Source organism: Burkholderia sp. YIM B11467 (assembly GCF_052952715.1).
Genome location: NZ_JBQVSQ010000002.1, coordinates 775,113 through 795,598, shown reverse-complemented (window position 1 = coordinate 795,598; position 20,486 = coordinate 775,113). Strand labels below are relative to the sequence as shown.

Genomic DNA, 20,486 nt, shown 5'->3' with positions numbered 1-20,486 from the left:
TTTAAACGTTTTGAAATTGAAATTCAAACAGCGTGAATGACTGCTATCCACCGCGCATCGGAAAACGCGCATGTAAGAGTGTGTCCTCCATTGAATTCCGATGCGCTCGCATGATAGCCTGATTTCGGCTCGTAATCGCAGTGATTATTAGATTAACAAGTCGCTAGGGATTAAAAGCCGTTTGTCTTTCAATGAAGGTTCTTTGCATCATCTTTATTTTTTTACGAGGAGAGAATGATGAAGGTCATGACGACGGAACAGGTCAGGAATGTGCATGGCGGCGGTGCGATCAGCTCGCTGGGTAGCCTCGCCGTTGACGCCGCGCCGGTGGTGACCGCGCTCGGCCAGTTCCTGCCGAGCCTCGGCAATTACCTGCAGAACCCGAAGACGTTCAATAACACCGGCAAGTAACCGCCGTGCGCGGGGAGGCGCCCCCCGCGTGAAATGCTGCGAAACAGAAGGAAAAGAATCGATCGCCGCAATCGCAGTAAATCGAATCGAAATGCACCATTTCGGTTCGGGCGATTATCAGGAGGCAGGAATGCCGGATTATCCCCGTAATAAAGTCAACGGCTATTGATTTTCAATTGGCTGACGGCTGCAGGCATTCCGACAATATAAAGGCCACAAAAATGCGAGACATCACGGAAGACCAGGCCCGCCAGATTCGCGGCGGCGCGTCGCTTTACTCCAATTCGGCCGCCTATACGGTCGATCTCGTCAATCAGTCGATCGGATCCACGCTGCAGGGCCTGATGACCCAGTACCAGACCCGCGCCGTCGAACAGTTCCGGATGTCGCTCGGCTCGTCGCGCTGAGCGGCCGGCAACACCGATCTTCCGTCGCAGCCGGCAGCGTGCCGGCTGCGCCCATGCGTATCGCGCACGACCCGCCACGGGCCCGCACCGGCAGGCCTGGGCGGCGCGTTGTCGCGCCCCGGGTGCCCGACCATGCTTTTCAATACGCGTAAAGTCCGTCCGGTCCTGCAGGACGAGGTGACGGAGTGCGGCCTGGCCTGCCTCGCGATGATCGCGTCGTGGCACGGGCGCGAAACGACGTTGCGCACGCTGCGCAACCGCTATCCCGTGCGGATCGATTCCGGGCTGTCGTTCTTCGACCTGATGGAGATCTCGAACGATCTCGGCCTGCGTGCGCGCGGGCTGCAGTTCGACGCGGGCGAGCTCGACGCGCTCAAGACGCCGTGCATCCTGCACTGGGGGATGAACCACTATGTCGTGCTGACGAAGGTCGGTTACGGCAGCGTGCACATCGTCGATCCCGCGCTCGGCGAGACGAAGCTGCCGCTCGCGCAGGCGCTCACGCACATCACCGGTTATGCGCTCGAACTGAATCCGGACATCGGCTTCGCGCATGCGGGGCCGGCCGACCGGATCCGGCTGCGCGATTACCTCGAAGGGCTGACGGGCATTCGCAAGAGCCTCGCGATCGGCATCGCGGGCGGCGTCGCCGCGCAGCTCCTGCTGCTGCTCGGCCCGTCGTACGTGCAACTGACGATCGACGAGGCACTGAAGAAGACCGACGTCGACATCCTGTACCTGCTGACGATCCTGTTCGCGATCGTGTTCCTGTTCGACACGCTGTACGCGAACCTCGTCGGCAACATCAAGAGCTACCTGCGCAACATCGTGTCGCAGCAGCTGTCGGCGAACATGGTCGGGCATCTTGCGCGGCTGCCGATCGGCTATTTCCTGTTCCACAACACCGGCGATTCGATCTCGCGCGTGTCGTCGGTGTCGGAGGTCGGGCGGTTTCTCGTCGACGGCCTGGTCGGCGGGCTGCTCAATATCGTCACCTGCACGCTGACGCTCGTGCTGATGCTGTACTACAGCCCCGTGCTGGCCGGCATCAGCCTCGCCGGGATGGTGCTGTTCGCGCTCAGCCGGCTCGCGATCCAGCCGCAGCTGCAGGACGCGATGTCGCAGATCCTCACGCGCGGCGCCGAGGCCGATGCGCTGCTGATCGAGAACATCCGCTCCGCGCATTCGATCAAGCTGCTGTCGGCCGAGACCGCGCGCAGCAGCCTGTGGATCAACGCGTTCACGCAGAAGCTGCAGGCGATGCGCCAGCAGGAGCGGCTGCAACTGCTGTTCGACGCGGTGTCGAAGGGGATCGTGCACGTCGAGCAGCTCGTGATCGTCACGTATGGCGCGTGGCTCGTGATGCACGGGCAGAGCACGATCGGCGTGATCTACGCGTTCATCCAGTACAAGAACCTGTTCGCGGACAAGTTCATCGATTCGATCCAGCTCTACGTGCGCCGCAAGGTGCTGCAGGTGCATATGGATCGCGTCGCGGACGTGCTGCAGACCGAGACCGAGGAGCCGGCGCCGGACGCGGTCGTGCGGCCGGTCGACGGTTTCGACGGCGCGCTGTCGATCCGCGCGCTGTCGTACACGCCACGGGGCGGCAATCGCCCGATCCTGCGCGACGTCGCGCTCGACGTGCCGGCCGGCGGCAAGATCGCGATCGTCGGCCGCACCGGCAGCGGCAAGACGACGCTGCTGAACCTGATCTGCGGGCTCGTGCGGCCCGAGCGCGGCACGCTGTTCGTCGGCGACGTCGATCTCGCGGACGTGAACCTGCGGCAGTACCGCAAGCATCTCGCGGCCGTCACGCAGTCCGATCAGCTGTTTCGCGGGACGATCCGCGACAACATCACGAACTTCGCGCCCGCGCCGCGGATTGGCGCGATGTTCGACGCGGCGAAGCTCGCGTGCATCCACGACGAGATCGAGCGGCTCGATCATCGCTACGACACGCCGCTCGGCGACACACAGAAATTCCTGTCGGCCGGCCAGATGCAGCGGCTGCTGATCGCGCGGGCGCTGTATTGCGAGCCGCGCCTGCTGATCCTCGACGAATTCTCGTCGAACCTCGACCAGGCGACGACGCACGAAATCTGCCGCAACGTGCTGACGCTGCCGTGCACGATCGTGCTCGTCACGCACGATGCGTCGATCCTGTCGATGGTCGACCGGATCTACCGGATGCAGGACGGCGTCTTGACCGACGCGACCGACGAGTGGCGCACGATCCAGGAGACGCGGTGATGCTCGGGCGACTCTTCCTGCTCAATCCGTTCTCGTACGCTTTCCTGGTGCGACGCGCGGTGCGCGCCGTCGCGCTGCGCACGTCGCCCGCGCGCGGGCTGCGGCTGATGCGCTGGTGCTCGGGCGTGTGCCTGCGCTGCTTTCCGTGCATTCGCGAGTCGATCGAACGCGCGGTCGCGTACATGCTGAGCGGGCACCTGAACGACGACCCGCAGCGTGTGCGGGACGTGTCGGCGACCATCGTGCGCGAGCTGTTCGAGGCCGAGTTCGCGGGGCTCAAGCTGCGCACGCACAGCCTCGAATCGATGAAGGCGATGATCGACGGGATGGCATGCGAAGGAGACGCGCAACTGCGCACGGCACTCGCGCGCGGCGGCCCGCTGATGCTCGCGGGGCTGCACTTCGGCAACCTGATGCTGTTCGTCACGAAGCTGCGCTTCATGATCCCCGACGACCGCAAGCTGATGGTGATCCTGCACCGGGATGCGCCCGGCGCGTTCTTCGACGACGCGCTGCGGCTCGTCGCCGAATACGGTGCCGGCGAAGTCGAGTTCATCGACATCGAGGAGCGCGTGCACCTGCGGCGGCTGATCACGAGCCTGCGGCGCGAGGCGCCTGTGTTCCTGCTGTTTTCCGACCTGCACGGCAAGTTCGGCAAGACCAACCGCTGCCGGCTCGGCGGGCGCTGGGTGCGGATGGCCGGTGGCGGTGTGAAGCTCGCGGTCGAGCAAGGGATTCCGCTGCTCGTCGCGTATGCGACGGGCGTGCCGTTCCGCGATCGCTGCGCGGTGCATTTCACCGAACTCGCGGCCAGCCCGCTCGCGCCGATGCTCGGCGCGGACGACGACGCGTCGCCCGTGCGCGCGACGCATCAGCGCATCGTCGACCGGCTCGAGCAGGCGCTGGTGCGCCAGCCCGAGCAGTGGCATTTCTGGGAACACTTCACGCCTTACCTGATGCCGACGCCGCTGCTCGATGCGGCCGCGCGGCGTCGCTCCTGACGAGCCCGCCCCATGCCGACCTGGAACTCCGCTCTCCGAGAACAGAAGCCGTCGCGCAAGCTCGCGCGCGGCACGACCTTCGGCACCGTGATCCACGGTGTCGTCGACGTGCCGGTATCGATGCGGTTCTTCTGCTACCTGTCGCTGGCGATGTTCGCGATGTTCGTGACCGCGCTCGTCGAACTGAGCTACGCGAATACCGAGAGCGTGTCGGGGATGCTGACGCCGCGTTCGGGGTTGATCGGCGTCAGTGCGCCGCCGGGCTGGGCCGTGCGCGACATCTACGTCGGCAAGGACCAGCAGGTGAAGGCCGGCCAGCGGCTGCTGGCGGTGACGCGCGACACGAGCTTCGTCAGCCAGGGGAACAACGTGCAGGGGATGCGCGCGGCGCTCGACCGGCAGCGTGTCGAGGTGACGCAGCAGATCGACGCGGCGCGCCTCGAATACCGGTCGTCGGTGCAGCAGACCAACCAGCAGATCGCCGCGCAGGGCGAGAGCCGCGCGCTGATCGACCGGCAGATCCAGGACCAGAAGCGCATCGTCGACGAGTACGGCGAACGGCGTGCGCGCGTGAAGCAGCTGCTCGACGAACAGGTCGTGACGCTCGAACAGTACAACCAGGTCAACACGCAGTACCTGCAGGCCGGCCAGGCGTACCAGGACCTGCTGCTGCGCCGCGCCGAGCTGGCGAAGAACGCGATGAAGCTGCGCGGCGACCTCGACACGATGCAAAGCAAGTACGACGGCGCGAACGCGGAACTGAAGATCAAGCAGGAGGAACTGAACGCGAAGGAATACAACATCGACGAGAACGTGAACCAGGTGCTGTACGCGCCGGCCGACGGGCAGATCGTGCGGCTCGACGTCGTGCAGGGCGGCGTGATCGACCCGCCGGGCACGCGTGTCGTCGAGATCCTGCCCGCGAAGGCCGACGGGCTGATCGCCGAGGTCTACATTCCGTCGTCGAAGGCCGGCTTCGTGAAGAAGGGGCAGGAAGTGAAGGTTGCGTACGCAAGTTATCCGGTCGAGAAGTTCGGCACGTATCGCGGCAAGGTGCTGTCGATCTCGCCCGTCGCGTTCTCGGCGAAGGAACTGAACCTGCCGGGCGATTCGGCTGCGCCGCAGACCTACTTCAAGACCTGGGTCGAACTGGCCGATCGCACGCCGTCGTTCGACGGGCGGCCACTGTCGCTGCGGGCCGGGATGATGCTGAAGGCCGACATCGTGCTCGAACGGCGCAGCCTGCTCGAATGGCTGTTCGAGCCGCTGTACCGGATTCGCCAGCGCCTGTTCGGCGTGCCGGCCTGAGCCGATGACGCGTCGCGACGAATGCCGCCGCGCGCGGCCGGGATCCGTGCGTCCGCTGTCGCGCTGGCTCGGTGCGACGTTGTTCGCGTGCGCGGCCGCCGCACACGGCGCGCCGCAGCCGGATGGCGACACGCAGACCCGCTGGCAGGCCGGCGCCGACGGGATCGGCTTCTGGCCGGGCGGCGATGCGGACGGGTTCGATGCGAGCGCCTGGGCGACCGAGGCCGGGCCGGCGCGCGGCGGGCGCGACGGTTCGGCTGAGGTGCCGCAGCCTGACATTCCGCTGACGGCCCGCAAGATCACGCTCGGGCAGCGTGCCGGCGGAGCGGGGCGCGCATGCGCGGCAGCGCGCGACGATGGCGCGGACGGTATCGGCTTCGACGGCAACGGCGCGGCCGGCGGCTGCAATCCGGCGGCGACGCAAGATGCAACGGCGGACGACGCCCCGGCCGGCGGCGTGGTCCACGCCGACCGGATGCCGTACGAACTGCATCCGGTCGATCCATCGCGCCTGCCCGATCTGCCGGCCGCGCAGGCGCCGCCGTTGCTGGAGCAGCTGATGGGCGACGATCACAACATGGTCGGCCTCGGCTGGCACTTCATCGCGACGACCGGCCGATCGACGCCCGTGACGACGCACACCGATGCGCTCGGGCTGAACAGCTTCGAGAACCAGGGTTCGAGCCTGTCGCTCAGCAATACCAACACGTTGGCGTTCACGTTCACTCACTTTTTCTCCGAGAACTGGGCGGCCGAAGTCGGCGGCGGCATTCCGCCGGTGCTGACGCTGCGCGGGCACGGCAGCATCGGGTTGCCGCTCGACCGGATTTTTTCCGGCGTCCAGGGGCGCCTGCCGCTGATCGATCTCGCGAATACGCAGAGCAACCCGCTCGCGACCACGCGCGCGTGGCTCGGGTCCGTCGTGTTCAAGTACTACCTCGGCGAGCGCGACGATCGTTTCCGTCCGTTCGCGGGCATTGGCATCAGCTATACGCGCTTCACGAACACGAACCTGAACCCGGTGTTCCAGCGCAAGCTCGCATCGCTCGGTGGGCTGCTCGCGGCGGGCGCGGATATCGGCAGCCTGCAGTCGCTGCTGCTCGATCCCGCGTTGTTCCAGCGGATCTGGGATGCCGGCGGCGACCTGCTGCTGTCCGGGAAGACCAATGTGTCGGCCAAGGTGAAGAGTGTCTGGGAGCCGGTTTTCACCGTCGGCGCGAGCTACCAGATCACGCGCCGCTTCTGGGTGACCGGCATGGTCACGTATGTCCCGTTACGTACGAAGATTACGCTGGACATCGACCAGCCGAACCGGCAGCTCGCGTCGAACACGTTCGACATTTCGGCGAACCCCGTGCTGGCCAGCGTGCTGTTCTCGTTCCGATTCTGAGGGGGTAAGCGGCCGTTTTCATGATTTTGACGCGCGACACTGAGATAATGGCCGAGTTTGGCTGCGTCAATGATGGAAGGAGGCCCCATGGGCGAAAACGATACCCGCACCGAGACCGACAACCGCACCGATATGGAGTCGCTGGAGACGCGCCAGCGCCGCTTCGAGGAAGACCTGGTCGATGCCTACGACGAAGAGCTCGAGATGGAGCTCGACGACCGCCGCTTCGACGACAGCGATGACCTGCTGTTCTCGCAGGAGCGTCGCGAGGCGCGCAAGCAGTATTTCCGCGAACTGTTCCGGCTGCAGGGCGAGCTCGTGAAGCTGCAGGACTGGGTCGTGAACACCGGTCACCGGCTCGTCGTGATCTTCGAGGGGCGCGACGCGGCAGGCAAGGGCGGCGCGATCAAGCGCATCACGCAGCGCCTGAACCCGCGGGTGTGCCGGGTGGCCGCGTTGCCGGCGCCGAACAACCGCGAGCGCACGCAATGGTACTTCCAGCGTTATGTCGCGCATCTGCCGGCCGGCGGCGAGATCGTGCTGTTCGACCGGAGCTGGTACAACCGCGCGGGCGTCGAGCGCGTGATGAATTTCTGTACCGACGACGAGTACGAGGAGTTTTTCCGGTCCGCGCCGGAGTTCGAGAAAATGCTGGTGCGCAGCGGCATCCAGATCGTCAAGTACTGGTTCTCGATCACGGATCATGAACAGGAGGCGCGCTTCCAGAGCCGGATCGAGGATCCGCTCAAGCAGTGGAAGCTGAGCCCGATGGACCTCGAGAGCCGCCGACGCTGGGAAGCCTATACGGTCGCGAAGGAAGAGATGCTGGCGCGCACGCATATTCCCGAGGCGCCGTGGTGGGTCGTGCAGGCCGTCGACAAGAAGCGCGCGCGGCTGAACTGCATCCACCATCTGCTGGGCCAGGTGCCGTATCACGACGTGCCGCGCCCGACGATCGATCTGCCGCAGCGCGAGCATCACGAGGATTACAGTCGTCGTCCGGTGCCGGACAACATGATCGTGCCGGATACTTACTGACGCCGGCATTCATTCGGTGTGCGCGTCGCATGGGCGGCGCGCTGCTTGCCGGCTCGCGATCGGCAGGGCGGTGAAGGGGAGAGGCTTTACCCGTGCTTCACAGCGCCGGGAACCCCGATCGCCCCTGCGTCAGGTCGAACAGCTCGGTTCTCGCATTCGCCTCGGCGGTCTCCGGCAGCTTGATCACGAGCTTCACCGTCATTCCGTACGCGCTGTCCACCAGTTCATACCCGGCCTGTTCGACCCAGCGGCGCACGCGCGCCTCCTCGGGGTAGCCGATCTCGATCGCGAGCCGCGTCTGGCGAATGCGTTCGACGCGCTCGGCGTCGAGCAGCGCCGACGCGATTGCATCCGTATAGGCCCGCACCAGCCCGCCCGCACCGAGCTTCACGCCGCCGTAGTAACGCACGACCGCGCCCAGCACGCCGTCGAGATCGTGATGGCGCAGCACTTCGAGGATCGGCCGGCCCGCGGTGCCCGACGGCTCGCCGTCATCCGACATGCCCGACTGGCCGCCCGCCAGCAGCGCCCAGCACACGTGGGTGGCCGCCGGATGCTCGTTGCGAAGGCGCTGCAGCACCTGCATCGCGGCGTCGCGGTCGTCGACGGGAATCGCGAACGCGATGAAGCGGCTCTTGCGGATCTCGAGTTCGGTCGTGCGGGGAGCGGATAGGGTGTAGGTCACGTTGATCGTCAGGGGCAGGCGCGATCGATGCCGTCGCCTGCCGGTATTCCGGGTGTTGTCTGTCTCGGCCGCGGCGGATGCGCGGCGCGTGCCGAAGCATACCGCGTGCGACGCGGGAGGGCGGCGAAACGTCCCGCGAACGCGCCTTCGTTCGGCGTCCGGCGCGCGTGCCGGCTCGCCGATGCCGCGCGTGCCGTCACCGCACGCCGACCGATGACCGAAGCGCCGCGCCCAACGTGCGCAGTGCCTGTCTGGCCCGGGCGTCGGTCTGGCTCGAGTAGAGCACCACCTCGCGCGTCGGCAACGGCGGCAATCCGTATTGCGCACCGACGTCGACCGTCCCGGCGGGCGCCACGCGATGCCCGAGCGCCGCGACGGCCAGCCCCGCGGACACCGCCGCGCCGATCGTCGCCACGCCGCCGCCGACAAAGACTTCCGTCCATGCGACGCCGGCTTCGTCGAGCGCGCCGACCGCCATGCGGCGCACGCTGCAGGGTTCGGCCTGCGTCGCGAGCCGCAGCGGTTGCGGCGGATGGTACTCGAAATCGGCCGCCGCCATCCAGCCGAACGACTCCGACAGGATGGTTTCGCCGTCGAGCCGGCGGCTGTCGTGCTGCAGCGCGACGGCGGCGTCGAGCTGGCCGCGGTCGAACGCATCGAGCACGTCTCGCGACGCGGCGACCCGGATCTCCAGCACGAGCCCCGGCTCCGCTTCGCTCATGCGCCGCAGCAGCATCGGCAGATCGGCGCCGACGACATGGTGGCTCACGCCGATCACCAGCCGCCGCTGGCCGGTGCCGAACGCGCCGACCGCCCCCTGGTGAGCGGCCACCAGTTCGCGCGCCGGTTCCAGGAACGCGGTACCGTCGGCCGACAGGCGGACCTGTCGCGGCGTGCGCTCCAGCAGGCGGCGGCCGAGCCCGTCCTCGAGCCGCTTGATCTTCAGGCTCACCGCGGACTGCGTCGTGTCCAGCGCCTCGGCGGCCCGCGTGAAGCTCTTGAGGTCGGCGGTCAGCACGAACGCCTGCACGGCTTCGATGTCGAGTGTTTTCATCGCGCACTCATCCATTTCAGAATTGAATCATTGAAATATTCTGCCATCGTCTTTTCAAATGATTCAAGGTCTTCTACGCTGTTTTCAAGCCGTCCGAAATCTCCCCGTTTCTTTCGCCAGGAGTCGACCATGCTGACTGCGTACTACGTGCACCGCCTGCCGGCGGACTACGACCTCGACATCATCCGCAATCGCGTCCGCGAGCGCGGCAAGCTGTGGGACGACACGCCGGACCTGCTGTTCAAGGGGTTCCTGCTGCGCGAGGCCGGCCGCTACGGCGCGACGGAAAACGGCTACGCGTCGTTCTACCTGTGGCGCAACGACCGCGCGTTCGCCGAGTTCGTGACGGACGGCCGCTATCGGGTCGTGACGGACAGCTTCGGACGCGCGCCGATCGACGTGCAGGTTGCGCTCGATGCGCGCAAGGGCAGCGCGTCGACCGGGCGCTTCGCCCGTCTGGAAACCGTGGATATTCCGGCGGATGCCGATCTCGATGCGACGCTTGCAACGGAGGTCGCGCGCAATCGTGAAGCGGCCGCGCGGCAGGGCGTGGTCGCGGCGGCCGTCAGCCTCGATCCGCAACGCTGGCGGCTGACGCGGATACTCATATCGGAACACGAGCCGGACGACGGTGGCGCGGGCACCGTGTACCAGGTCATGCATCTGGCCAGACCGTTGCTTGACACGCTGGAAGGGAGCGGCGCGTGATGGCCGGGCTCGCGTCGCGCGCGCGGGTCCGGCCGGCGGCGCGCGGCCGATGGTCCGGCAGCGCGGGCGGTGCACCATCGACGCGATTGCCCGCCGGCCTGGCGGTTGCCGCGCATCTGGCAGGCATAACGGCGGCGATCGCGGCGATCGCCGTGCTGACGACGGTGTTCGCGCTGATGTTGCGGTAAAGGACGTCAGCGGGCGGGCAAGCCCGCTGACGCAGCAGCACAAGCCGATGGCACGAGATACGATGCGGCCGTCGTGCCATTAGAGGGCCGGAGGTGCCGCGCACGATACGTGCGGCGCCCCCGGCCGTTTCACGTCACGCTCAGTTACCCTGCAACCGGATATCGCGCGACGACGCCCCGACATACACCGTCCCGCCCGACACGAACCGCCAGCCGTTGCGCGACGTATCCCACACGCTCTGCATCCGCGGCGACACGGTGACGCGCACATGCCGCGCCTCGCCCGGATTCAGCCGGATCTTCTCCCAGCCGACCAGCCGCTTCGGCGGCTCATCCTTGTACGGCACGCCGAGATAGACCTGCGGCGTTTCCGCGCCGGCGACACGCCCGTCGTTGCGCACGGTAAACGCGACGCTCAGCGAGCCGTCCCATTGCCGCGACACCGACAGCCCCGAATACGCGAAGTGCGTATACGACAGCCCGTAGCCGAATTCGAACATCGGCTTGATGTTGCGCGCGTCATACCAGCGATAGCCCATGTTCAGCTTCTCGGCGTAGACGGGATCGTTGTCGAACGCGCCGTTTTGCCCCCAGGTCGGCGAATCCTGATCGCGCGCCGGGAACGTGACGGGCAGCTTGCCGGACGGATTGACCGCGCCGAACAGCACGTTCGCGATCGCCTTGCCGCCGGCTTCGCCCGGATACCACGCCTCGACGATCGCGGACACCTGGTCCTTCCACGGCATCAGCACCGGATTGCCGCTCTGGACGACGACGATCGTATGCGGATTCGCGCGTGCGACGGCTTCGACGAGCGCATCCTGGTTCGACGGGTTCGCGAGGCTCAGGCTCTGCAGGTCGCCGAAATCCTCGCCGGCAGGCTGCGCGACCACGACGATCGCGACATCCGAGCGGCCCGCGAGCGCCGCGGCCTGGTCGATCTCCTGCTGCGTGTACGCGCGGAACGGCGACTGCTGGTCGCTGTTGCCCGCATACGTGACCTGCGCGGCCGGCGCGAGCGCGCGGATCGCCGCGACGATCGGCACATCGACCTTCAGCCACGGATTACGCCACCAGCTGCACCCCGTCGACGATCCGAACGTCAGGCCGCCGCAGCCCGCGAACGAACCCGACACCGGGTCGCGCGTGTTGCCGGAGCCGCCGCCGGACAGTACGGCCGCATCCGCATGGCCGCCGATCACGGCGATACGCGACAGCGCGGACGCGGCGAGCGGCAACTGGTTGCCGTCGTTCTTCAGCAGTACGATCGACTGCTCGGAGGCCGCCTGCGCGAACCCGTTCGCGGCCGCGAAATCGATCGTGCCGCCGCCCTTGGCCGGATCGTCCATCACGCCCACGCGGATCATCACGGCGAGCTTGCGGCGCACCATGTCGTCGAGGCGCGAGGTCGATACCGAACCGTTCGCAATGGCCTGCTTGACGGCCGTTGGCGTCAGGTACACGGTCGTCCCGACGTCTTCTTCCTCGTCGAGCCCCGCGTTGATCGCGGCGGCGGTGCTGTGCGTGGCGCCCCAGTCGGACTGCACCTGGCCCTGGAAGCCCCATTCGTTCTTCAGCACGTCGTTCAGCAGATGGTTGTTCTCGCACGCATACGCGCCGTTCAGGCGGTTGTAGCTGCACATCACGCTGCCGGGCCGACCGCGCTTCGCGGCGATTTCGAACGGCAGCAGGTACAGCTCGCGCAGCGTGCGTTCGTCGATCTGCGTATTGCCGCCCATCCGGCCGTGCTCCTGTTCGTTGCCGGCGTAGTGCTTGATGGTCGCGATGACTTTCTGCCGCTGTGTGGCGAGCGTGCGTTCGGCGAGCAGGTCGCCGGCGAGCAGCGGATCCTCGCCGAGATACTCGAACAGGCGGCCGCCGCGCGGCTCGCGCGCGAGATTGGTGCCGCCGCCGAGGCCCATGCCGAACCCTTGCGCGCGCAACTGGATCGCGACCTGCTTGCCGTAGTCGTACGACAGGCGGCGATCCCAGCTCGCGGCGACGGCAATCGTCGCGGGGAACGTCGTGCTGGCCTGCGACGTGCTGCCGGAACCGGTCGCGGAGTCGACCATGTTGAGATCGGGAATGCCGAGCCGCGGCACGCCCTGGATGTAGCCGGCGCCGCCGCCCGGCACCTTGGACATTTCGTATTGCGAATGAATGAACTGCAGTTTCTCGTCGAGCGTCATCTTGCGCACGAGCCGGTCGGCGCGCTGTTGCGCGGCGGCCGACGCGAACGCATCGGTGGCGTCGCCCTGCGAGTTGAAATCGGCATTGCTTGCGTAGGCATTGGTGCAGAGGGTCGCTGCCAGCACGACGGCCGGCCAGAGTGTGTCCCGCATGTTGCTCTCCATGATCGTATTGCCGGTTGTTCGAATGATGTCTGGAGCTGCGCACGTCCGGTGGATTCGCACCGGACGCATTCGGCTGGCGATGCAGGGTGGTTGCGCGTCGGCATGCCAGGCCAGGCGGGGAATCGTTACGGCCGGTTGGGCTCGACCGGTCAACGCGGGCGGCGACGCACAGGCCGCCCGACGCTGCCGAATCGGATGTAGCGATTCTCTGCAGCGACTAATGGTATGAATGTAGTTTGACTACAGCATCGGTGTTTCTACCGATACGTACGATCTTTATTCGGCGCGGCCGCGAGACGCGATGAAAAGACGGTCATCGTTCCCGATTGCGGTGGCGGAGCGGAGTAAGAAGTACCTGCGGACGGGCGTTTGCGCGGGGATTGCGCCGATGAAGGCGGTGCGGCTCGTTGCGTGCGCATCGAACCGGGCCGGGTGCGCGGAGACCCGCGCGACCCGGCCGGCATGTGGAGCGTTACTTGGTGACGAGTGCGCCGGTCAAGCCCGCGCTGATCGCCGGCAACAGCAGGTTCAGCACGCGGCTCGCGCGGACGAGCCCGGTGTTGTCGACATAGACGATGTCCTTCGATGCCAGCGGGAACTGGTTCGCGAGCAGCATCGAAACCGGCGACTCCATGTCGAGGTGATAGATGACGGGCGCGCTGTCGGCGTCCTTGCGCAGCACGAACACCTGCTTCGCATTCGAGGTCTGCTGGTTGAGCTGGCCGGCCTGCGTGAGCGCCTCGCTCAGCGTGAGCGAACCGTCGCGTAGCGGTGCAACGGCTTGCGGCCTGACGACTTCGCCCATCACGTACACGGGATTGTCGTCGCGCGCGCCGACATGCAGCATGTCGCCGGGCTTCAGCATGATGTCGGCCGGATTCTTCCCCGTCTTCATCATCCGCGCGACGTTCAGCGGATAGATCGTGCCATTGCGGGTGATCGTGACGCGGCTTTGATCCGCGGTCGGCGCAAAGCCGCCCGCGCGACTGACGGCTTCGATCAGCGTCATCGGAATGTCGTTGATCGCCTGTGCGCCCGGGTTGCGCACTTCGCCGTCGATATAGACCTGGGTGGCGCGGAACGACGCCACGCGAACGGTGACCTGCGGCTTGACGAATACCTTGCTGAGTTCGGTCGTGACCTCGTGCTGAATCTGCGCGGCGGTTTTCCCGACCGCGCGGATCGGGCGCGGGACGTACGGAAACTGCACGTTGCCGTTGTTGTCGACGACGAAACCGGGCGCGGCATCCGCGGCCTTCGTGTTCTGCACCGGTTGCCCCGCGGCCGTGGCGAATTCCGGGTGATCCCATACCGTGATCTGCAGCACGTCGCCGGCGCCGATCCGGTAGATGTCCGGCTTCGCGAACAGGTTCGGCGGGAGGGACGTCGCGGGCGCGTTTTTCTGTTCGGCCCGGATCCGCTCGATCTGCGTCAGGTCGATCTGCTTGACCGGCACCTGCATGTCGCTGGTCACGTCGCCGTTGTCGGCGGTCGTGACCGGCAACGCGGTCGAGCTCATGTGCTGCCCCGGCACCAACGTGCACGCGGAAAGCATCGCGACGGTCGCGAAGGAGAGGGCCGTGCACACGCGGCGCATGGCAGTGCGATGGTGATCCGGCGTCACGGCATCGAACGGTCGATCGTTGTTCATTTTTTTATCCAGCATCGTTGAATCGGGAAATTCGGGTCGTCACGTCGGTGTCGGCGTATCGGGCTGCTTGCCTGCAGATTGCGAAACAACGACTACCCGGCGCAGTCGTCGCCGCAACGCTTCGGCGGCCGTTCATTTGATACGGTATCCGGATCGAATTCGGGCCGGCTGTCGCGAGCCCGATTCGCTCTTCACATCGTCATGACGCTCCTCGATGGCATTCAAATCCACGGCAATCGATCCGTTCTTCATGGCGGCGTCGTTTCCGGAATCGATTGTCAAAAATCGGCAATGACGGATTGACGTTTGCATGCCCGGCCGGGGACGTGGCGGCGATTTCGATGCCGATTCGCACGTCGCGATTGCCGATCGCGAACAGAGCGTAACGCAGGTTGGCCGCTTCCATTTCGCGGAGACGGCTTAATGTAAGCCATCGCACGCAGCGTGTTGCGCATCTATCGCATAGTTGCGCCAACGAACATGGTCGCGCATTCCCGGCGGCAAGGCAGCAGCTTCCTGGTCATGCGCATTCGTGTTCCGGCACCGGTGCCCGGCGCGATGCGTCAGGCGAGCGGCCCGGCGTGAACGACGAATGTGCGGGTCGGGCACGGCATCGCGCCGGCTTCCGACTCATTGCCTGCGAGAAATTTCATGACACGCTTCATTGCCCGTTCGAGGGCTCCTTTGCGGTTGGGTTTGGGCGGCGGCGGAACGGATGTGCCGCCTTATTCGGACCGGTTCGGCGGTCTGGCGCTCAATGTGACGATCGAAAAATTCGCGTATGCATCGATCGCGCCGCGCGACGACGCGAAGGTCGAGCTGGTAGCGGCCGATACCGACACGCGCTGGATCGGCTCTGTGGCGCCGGTGCTCGAGGTGCAGAACGGGCTCGGGTTGCACGTCGGCGTCTACAACCGGATCGTCAGGGATTTTCACGGCGGTCACCCGTTGGCCGTCACGATCACGACGTGCTCCGAAGCACCGCCGGGATCGGGGCTCGGATCGTCGTCGACGATCGTCGTCGCGCTGGTCCGGGCGTTCTGCGAACTGCTGTCGTTGCCGCTCGGCGAATACGACATCGCGCACCTCGCGCACGACATCGAACGAGAGGATCTCGGGCTGGCCGGCGGCAAGCAGGATCAGTACGCGGCGACCTTCGGCGGGCTGAACTTCATGGAGTTCTACGGCGACCGCGTGATCGTCAATCCGTTGCGGATCAAGCAGGAAATCAAGGCCGAGATGGAGGCGTCGTTGGTGCTGTACTACACCGGCGTCTCGCGCGAGTCGGCCAACATCATCAAGGAACAGAGCAGCAACGTGACGGAAGGCGTCGTCGATTCGCTGGCCGCGCTGCACGAAGTGAAGGACGAAGCCATCCGGATGAAAGAGGCCGTGCTGCGCGCCGATTTCGATGCGTTCGCCGCGTCGATGCGCGACGCATGGGAATCGAAGAAGCGGATGGCGAAGAACATCTCGAACTCGATGATCGACGACCTGTACAAGGTCGCGGTCCGCGCCGGCGCGAAGGCCGGCAAGGTGTCCGGCGCCGGCGGCGGCGGTTTCATGATGTTCTTCGTCGATCCGGTCGAACGGTCGGCCGTGATGCGTGCGCTGGATACGTACAAAGGAATCAACGGCCAGGTGCTCAACTGCACGTTCACGGATATCGGCGCGCAGTCGTGGAGAAAGAATCAATGACGATCGGAGTAGAGAGCGAAATTCGCCAGACGCTGTCGGTTTTGACGGCGCTCGTGTCCGACCGCGAGCAACTGGCGCGGATCGAGCAGGTGGCGGATCGGGTGACGGCGGCGCTGCGCACGGGCAACAAGATCCTGCTCGCGGGCAATGGCGGCAGCGCGGCGGATGCACAGCATATCGCCGGCGAATTCGTCAGCCGTTTCAACTTCGACCGGCCGGGGCTCGCGGCCTTTGCGCTGACCGTGGACAGCTCGGTCATGACCGCGATCGGCAACGACTACGGCTACGAGAAGCTGTTCGAACGCCAGATTCAGGCGACGGGGCGTCCCGGCGACATCTTCTGGGCCTATTCGACGTCCGGGCGTTCGCCGAACATTCTCCGTGCGCTCGAAGTGGCGAAGGCGGCCGGCATGTTTTCGGTCGGCTTCACCGGCAACGGGCCTGGTGCCGCCGAGATGCGTCAGCGTGCCGACATCAGCATCGAGATTCCGTCCGCGTCGACCCCGAAGATCCAGGAAGGGCATCTCGTGTGCGGCCACATCATTTGCGGCATCGTCGAAGAGCGGATCTTCGGATGAGCGCGATGTTGCCATGCCTGATCCTGGCGGGCGGCCTCGGCACGCGGCTGCGCCCGGTGTTGGGCGACGCGATGCCGAAGGCGCTCGCGTCGATCGATGGCGAGCCGTTTCTGTGCTGGATGCTCAGAGGGCTCCTGCAGCAGGGCGTGACGGACGTGGTGCTGTCGCTCGGCTACGGCAGCGGCCCGATCAAGGAACTCGTGACGTCCCGCGACTTCGGGCTCGCGATTTCGGTGATCGAGGAAGACGAGCCGCTCGGCACCGGCGGCGCGATCGTTCACGCGATGAAGGCCCACGGTGCGCCCGACATGATCGTGATGAATGGCGATACGTTGTCGAATCTGGATCTGCGGTCGTTGTCGGCGTTCTATCGCGCGACGGGCCCCGATCTCGTCGTGGCGGCGGCGCAGGTCGACGATGCTTCACGCTACGGCACGCTCGATTTCGATGCGGCGTCGCGGCGGTTGTCGGCGTTCCGCGAGAAGCGTCCGGGACAGGGCTACATCAACGCGGGCACGTATGTCGTCAATGCGCGCACGCTGCTCGGCTTCGATCTCCCGGCGAAATTCTCGTTCGAACAGGATTTCCTGGGCGAACAGGTCACCGCGCTCGACATCCGCGTGTTCCCCGAGGTGACGGAGTTCATCGATATCGGGGTGCCGGCGGATTATGCGCGTGCGCAAACCGTCATTCCGCTGATGCTGGAGACCGGGACCAGTGAAGCGTAAAGCCCTTTTTCTGGATCGCGACGGCGTGATCAACGTCGACTACGGCTACGTCCACCGGCAGCAGGACTGCGTGTTCGTCGACGGGATTTTCGATCTCGTGCGGCTGGCCAATGCGACCGGCCACAAGGTGGTTGTCGTGACGAATCAGGCCGGGATCGGCCGCGGGTATTTTTCGGAGTCGCAGTTCGTCGCGTTCATGAACTGGATGCGCCGCAGTTTCGAGGAGCGCGGCGCGAGAATCGACCGCGTCTATTTCTGCCCGCATCACCCGGTGGCCGGTATGGGCCGCTACCGGCAAGCATGCGCGTGCAGGAAACCGGAGCCCGGGATGCTGAACGACGCACAGCGGGATCTCGGCCTCGATATGTCCGCATCGATCCTGGTCGGCGACAAGCCATCCGATCTCGATGCCGGCGCCCGCGCCGGCGTGGGGCGTCGTTTCCTGTTCGTCGGCGACCGGCCCGGTCGCGCGGAAACCGAATCAGGCATCGACGTCGTGACGCGGCTGTCCGACATCGGCGCGGCGCTGGAAGAGACCGGAATCGCAGCCGCGCGTGTTTAGGCGTGGCGGCAGGATCGGCGATCGCATGCCGGAATGAAACGAACGATGCCTCGATAACGGCTTGCCGGCCGTTGCGCCGATTCGAGCGGAAACATCCGGGGAATTCAGGTTTCCGGCGCGGTGGATCCCCGGTCGGCACTGATGGGTTTTCAGCCGGATTTTCAAAGAAATGAATGTGAACAACAACGCGCGTAAAGCGGCGAAGCCAGCCGGCTCTTCAATTCTGGAGTTCAGCATGAAGATGGACCGACCTGCATTGACCGGGCACCAACACGAAACGAAACCTGTTTCCCGGCATGTGACGCGGTTGTCGCCGATCGACTTGGTGGAGAACGTGCTCGACAACGGGCGCCTCTTCGCAGCCGTCGTCGCGGCATGCCTGCTGCTGGCGATCGTCTATGCGATCGCGGCAACGCCGGTGTATTCGGCCGACACGCTGATCCAGATCGAGGAAAACAAGGCCAGCGCGCTGGGTTCGCTGTCGTCGATCTCGAAGGCACTGGATATTCAGAATTCGGCCGTGGTCGGCGAAATCGACATCGTCCGTTCGCGCTCGGTCGTGATGGAAGCGATCAACGCGACGGCTGCCCAGGCCGAGGTGTCGGTCGAGAACCACTTCCCGCTCGTCGGCAGTCTCGTCGGCGCGTTCCTGTCGAAAGACGCGAATGGCCTCGCCGAGCCGCCGCTCGGGATGTCGTCGTGGGCGTGGGGCGGCGAGCGTCTTGAATTCAGGACGTTCGAGGTTCCGTCCGCGCAGATCGGCAAGGCGCTGGAGTTCGCTTATCTCGACGACAACCGGTTTCAGCTGAAGGACCGTAACGGTCAGGAAGTGCTGAGCGGGGTGGTCGGCGTGCCGAGCGCGAGCAACGGTTATCAGGTCGACGTGGCGCGGATCATCGCGCGCCCCGGCGCGGAATTCCGCGTGCGGCGCGTGGCCACCGACGTTCGCGTTGACGCGATCCTGAAGAAACTGGGCGTGACCGAGACGAAACGGCAGTCGGGCATCATGCAACTGAGTTTCGAGGATGCCGATCCGATCTTCGCCGCCCGCATGCTCAATGCGATCGCCGCGGCCTATCTGAGCTTCAACGCGAGACGCCGCGCCGACGATGCCGAGCGCAGCCTCGCGTTCCTCAACGCGCAAATGCCGATCGTCAAGGCCCGGCTGCAACAAGCCGAGCAGGCGTTGAACGCGTTCCGCAATCAGCAGGGTTCGATCGATGCGCAGGGCGACGTCCGGCTGCTGGTCGAACAGCTCGCGTTCGTCGACAAATCGCGGCTCGAGACCAAGCTCGAATACCAGGACCTGTTGTCGAAATACGTTCCGGGGCAACCGCAGGTCGTCGCGGCGTCCAACAAGCTGAAGGAACTCGACAAGCAGGCCGCCGTGCTGAAGGACAAGGCGGCGCGCCTGCCGTCGCAACAACAGACGTACTTGCGCCTGGCGCGCGACGTCGAGGTCAACAATCAGCTCTATGTCGGGCTGCTGAACAACACGCAGCAGTTGCAGATCGCGGAAGCCGGGACAGTCGGCAACGCATCGATCGTCGACAAGGCGGTCGTCAGCGACAAGCCGGTCCGACCGAAGCGCCTGATCGCGATCCTGGCCGGTGCCGTGATCGGGCTGATGCTGGGCTTCCTGGCCGCGCAGGGCCGTGCATTGCTGTCGGGGCGCATTCGCGATCCGCACGACCTGGAAGCGGCGCTCGGTATTCCGATGCTGGGCATCCTGCCGAATTCGCGACGCCAGATGGACGCGGATGCGCACCGCACGCCGGCCTTCATCGCGACGAAGGAGCCGGCCGACGTGCCGCTGGCCGATGCGATGGACAGCCTCGCGCTGACGTTGCGGCACCGGCTGGCCGCCTATGGCGGCGACGCGAAGATCGTGCTGGTGTCGTCCGCGGCGCCCGCGCAGGGCAAGTCGATGATTGCCGCCAATCTCGCCTACCTGTTCTCCGAGAGGGGGCTCAAGACGGTGATCGTGGACGCCAACGTGCGCGCACCGGGGCTGCATCGCTACTTTCCGGTGACCGCGACGAAGGGGCTGTCCGAGGTGTTGAAGGGTTCGCTGCCGACCGAGGAGGCGATCACCCGCGCGACCGAACACCTCGATGCACTGTCTGCCGGAAAGCAGGGCACGTCGACGCGCAACCTGTTCAACATGGCTCGACTCGACAAGCTGGCCGCGTCGTTGCGAGGCCGGTACGACATGATCGTCGTGGATGCGCCGTCGGCGCTGCCGGTGGGCGATATCGCCGCGTTGTCGCGCATCTCCGACATGACGCTGCTGGTGGCGCGCCAGGGTTCGGCCAGTTCGGCCGGCATGACGGATGCGCTCGAGAGCCTGCGCAAGGTCGGCGTGCGCGTCGACGGGCTGGTGTTCAACGGCTTCGAGCCGTCGCCGTTGCATGGCGTTCGTCGAATCGGTGCCGGCTTCGCCGCGGCACGCACGTGATCGCGTGGGCGAGG

Annotated in this window: 19 protein-coding genes; 14 read left to right on the top strand and 5 right to left on the bottom strand. The window is 65.8% G+C overall.

The features are described 5' to 3' along the window. Positions 1–237 precede the first annotated feature (237 nt). The 7 genes from ACTRWB_RS10705 (at position 238) to ppk2 (ending at position 7,808) form a co-directional block, all read left to right on the top strand. Positions 238–411: a hypothetical protein gene (locus ACTRWB_RS10705; protein ID WP_006495012.1), complete on the top strand. Its 174-nt coding sequence runs from the start codon at positions 238–240 to the stop codon at positions 409–411. A 221-nt stretch (positions 412–632) separates the two neighbouring features. Continuing rightward, complete coding sequence (locus ACTRWB_RS10700; protein ID WP_048245454.1) at positions 633–818, top strand: hypothetical protein; 186 nt, start codon at positions 633–635, stop codon at positions 816–818. Between the two features lie 132 nt (positions 819–950). Further along, positions 951–3,071, top strand: coding sequence for a peptidase domain-containing ABC transporter (locus tag ACTRWB_RS10695; protein WP_446901870.1), 2,121 nt, complete (start codon positions 951–953; stop codon positions 3,069–3,071). Next, complete coding sequence (locus ACTRWB_RS10690) at positions 3,068–4,072, top strand: hypothetical protein (protein ID WP_446901869.1); 1,005 nt, start codon at positions 3,068–3,070, stop codon at positions 4,070–4,072. Before ACTRWB_RS10695 ends, ACTRWB_RS10690 begins: the two co-directional genes overlap by 4 nt. A 12-nt stretch (positions 4,073–4,084) precedes the next feature. Further along, positions 4,085–5,380 (top strand): HlyD family efflux transporter periplasmic adaptor subunit, encoded by a 1,296-nt coding sequence (locus ACTRWB_RS10685; RefSeq protein ID WP_129517201.1) that lies wholly within the window; start codon positions 4,085–4,087, stop codon positions 5,378–5,380. Positions 5,381–5,384: 4 nt separating this feature from the next. Continuing rightward, entirely contained in the window at positions 5,385–6,770 is a 1,386-nt protein-coding gene (locus ACTRWB_RS10680; protein ID WP_446901868.1) for an OmpW/AlkL family protein, read from the top strand. An 87-nt stretch (positions 6,771–6,857) separates the two neighbouring features. Continuing rightward, complete coding sequence (gene ppk2 / locus ACTRWB_RS10675) at positions 6,858–7,808, top strand: polyphosphate kinase 2 (RefSeq protein ID WP_446901867.1); 951 nt, start codon at positions 6,858–6,860, stop codon at positions 7,806–7,808. A gap of 97 nt (positions 7,809–7,905) precedes the next feature. Here ppk2 and ACTRWB_RS10670 read toward each other — a convergent pair whose 3' ends face one another. Both ACTRWB_RS10670 and ACTRWB_RS10665 read right to left on the bottom strand, forming a co-directional pair. Then, the gene (locus ACTRWB_RS10670) at positions 7,906–8,493 is read right to left on the bottom strand and encodes an IMPACT family protein (RefSeq protein WP_048245448.1); all 588 of its coding nucleotides are present in this window, start codon (positions 8,491–8,493) and stop codon (positions 7,906–7,908) included. 196 nt (positions 8,494–8,689) lie between these two features. Further along, complete coding sequence (locus ACTRWB_RS10665; RefSeq protein WP_048245447.1) at positions 8,690–9,547, bottom strand: LysR family transcriptional regulator; 858 nt, start codon at positions 9,545–9,547, stop codon at positions 8,690–8,692. Between the two features lie 129 nt (positions 9,548–9,676). On the opposite strand from ACTRWB_RS10665, the gene ACTRWB_RS10660 reads away from it, so the two are divergent. Then, the gene (locus tag ACTRWB_RS10660) at positions 9,677–10,255 is read left to right on the top strand and encodes a DUF4865 family protein (RefSeq protein WP_446901866.1); all 579 of its coding nucleotides are present in this window, start codon (positions 9,677–9,679) and stop codon (positions 10,253–10,255) included. Continuing rightward, entirely contained in the window at positions 10,252–10,443 is a 192-nt protein-coding gene (locus tag ACTRWB_RS10655) for a hypothetical protein (protein ID WP_343495379.1), read from the top strand. Before ACTRWB_RS10660 ends, ACTRWB_RS10655 begins: the two co-directional genes overlap by 4 nt. A 140-nt stretch (positions 10,444–10,583) precedes the next feature. Here ACTRWB_RS10655 and ACTRWB_RS10650 read toward each other — a convergent pair whose 3' ends face one another. The 3 genes from ACTRWB_RS10650 to ACTRWB_RS10640 form a co-directional block, all read right to left on the bottom strand. Further along, the gene (locus ACTRWB_RS10650; protein ID WP_446901865.1) at positions 10,584–12,785 is read right to left on the bottom strand and encodes a glycoside hydrolase family 3 C-terminal domain-containing protein; all 2,202 of its coding nucleotides are present in this window, start codon (positions 12,783–12,785) and stop codon (positions 10,584–10,586) included. A gap of 484 nt (positions 12,786–13,269) precedes the next feature. Next, on the bottom strand, positions 13,270–14,448 hold the full coding sequence (locus ACTRWB_RS10645; protein ID WP_446901864.1) for a polysaccharide biosynthesis/export family protein: 1,179 nt from the start codon (positions 14,446–14,448) through the stop codon (positions 13,270–13,272). 199 nt (positions 14,449–14,647) lie between these two features. Then, positions 14,648–14,854 (bottom strand): hypothetical protein, encoded by a 207-nt coding sequence (locus ACTRWB_RS10640; RefSeq protein ID WP_446901863.1) that lies wholly within the window; start codon positions 14,852–14,854, stop codon positions 14,648–14,650. 245 nt (positions 14,855–15,099) lie between these two features. Here ACTRWB_RS10640 and ACTRWB_RS10635 point away from each other — a divergent pair, with 245 nt between their 5' ends. From ACTRWB_RS10635 to ACTRWB_RS10615, 5 genes are all read left to right on the top strand, one after another. Continuing rightward, a complete protein-coding gene (locus tag ACTRWB_RS10635; RefSeq protein ID WP_193100710.1) occupies positions 15,100–16,146 on the top strand; it encodes a GHMP family kinase ATP-binding protein in 1,047 nt (348 codons plus the stop codon). Beyond that, positions 16,143–16,724: a D-sedoheptulose-7-phosphate isomerase gene (locus ACTRWB_RS10630; protein WP_129517211.1), complete on the top strand. Its 582-nt coding sequence runs from the start codon at positions 16,143–16,145 to the stop codon at positions 16,722–16,724. Before ACTRWB_RS10635 ends, ACTRWB_RS10630 begins: the two co-directional genes overlap by 4 nt. Continuing rightward, positions 16,721–17,452 carry a nucleotidyltransferase family protein gene (locus ACTRWB_RS10625; protein ID WP_446901862.1) on the top strand — a complete coding sequence of 244 codons (732 nt, stop codon included), beginning with the start codon at positions 16,721–16,723 and terminating at the stop codon, positions 17,450–17,452. The genes ACTRWB_RS10630 and ACTRWB_RS10625 overlap by 4 nt, the downstream gene beginning before the upstream one ends. Continuing rightward, positions 17,442–18,014: a D-glycero-beta-D-manno-heptose 1,7-bisphosphate 7-phosphatase gene (gene gmhB, locus ACTRWB_RS10620; RefSeq protein WP_446901861.1), complete on the top strand. Its 573-nt coding sequence runs from the start codon at positions 17,442–17,444 to the stop codon at positions 18,012–18,014. Before ACTRWB_RS10625 ends, gmhB begins: the two co-directional genes overlap by 11 nt. A 235-nt stretch (positions 18,015–18,249) precedes the next feature. Next, positions 18,250–20,472 carry a GNVR domain-containing protein gene (locus ACTRWB_RS10615; protein WP_446901860.1) on the top strand — a complete coding sequence of 741 codons (2,223 nt, stop codon included), beginning with the start codon at positions 18,250–18,252 and terminating at the stop codon, positions 20,470–20,472. Positions 20,473–20,486 lie beyond the last annotated feature (14 nt).

Coding starts and splice junctions, on each gene's coding strand:
- ACTRWB_RS10705 (WP_006495012.1), top strand. CDS start 238: ATGAAGGTCATGACGACGGAACAGGTCAGGAATGTGCATGGCGGCGGT.
- ACTRWB_RS10700 (WP_048245454.1), top strand. CDS start 633: ATGCGAGACATCACGGAAGACCAGGCCCGCCAGATTCGCGGCGGCGCG.
- ACTRWB_RS10695 (WP_446901870.1), top strand. CDS start 951: ATGCTTTTCAATACGCGTAAAGTCCGTCCGGTCCTGCAGGACGAGGTG.
- ACTRWB_RS10685 (WP_129517201.1), top strand. CDS start 4,085: ATGCCGACCTGGAACTCCGCTCTCCGAGAACAGAAGCCGTCGCGCAAG.
- ACTRWB_RS10680 (WP_446901868.1), top strand. CDS start 5,385: ATGACGCGTCGCGACGAATGCCGCCGCGCGCGGCCGGGATCCGTGCGT.
- ppk2 (WP_446901867.1), top strand. CDS start 6,858: ATGGGCGAAAACGATACCCGCACCGAGACCGACAACCGCACCGATATG.
- ACTRWB_RS10665 (WP_048245447.1), bottom strand. CDS start 9,547: ATGAAAACACTCGACATCGAAGCCGTGCAGGCGTTCGTGCTGACCGCC.
- ACTRWB_RS10660 (WP_446901866.1), top strand. CDS start 9,677: ATGCTGACTGCGTACTACGTGCACCGCCTGCCGGCGGACTACGACCTC.
- ACTRWB_RS10650 (WP_446901865.1), bottom strand. CDS start 12,785: ATGCGGGACACACTCTGGCCGGCCGTCGTGCTGGCAGCGACCCTCTGC.
- ACTRWB_RS10645 (WP_446901864.1), bottom strand. CDS start 14,448: ATGAACAACGATCGACCGTTCGATGCCGTGACGCCGGATCACCATCGC.
- ACTRWB_RS10640 (WP_446901863.1), bottom strand. CDS start 14,854: ATGGAAGCGGCCAACCTGCGTTACGCTCTGTTCGCGATCGGCAATCGC.
- ACTRWB_RS10635 (WP_193100710.1), top strand. CDS start 15,100: ATGACACGCTTCATTGCCCGTTCGAGGGCTCCTTTGCGGTTGGGTTTG.
- ACTRWB_RS10630 (WP_129517211.1), top strand. CDS start 16,143: ATGACGATCGGAGTAGAGAGCGAAATTCGCCAGACGCTGTCGGTTTTG.
- ACTRWB_RS10625 (WP_446901862.1), top strand. CDS start 16,721: ATGAGCGCGATGTTGCCATGCCTGATCCTGGCGGGCGGCCTCGGCACG.
- ACTRWB_RS10615 (WP_446901860.1), top strand. CDS start 18,250: ATGAAGATGGACCGACCTGCATTGACCGGGCACCAACACGAAACGAAA.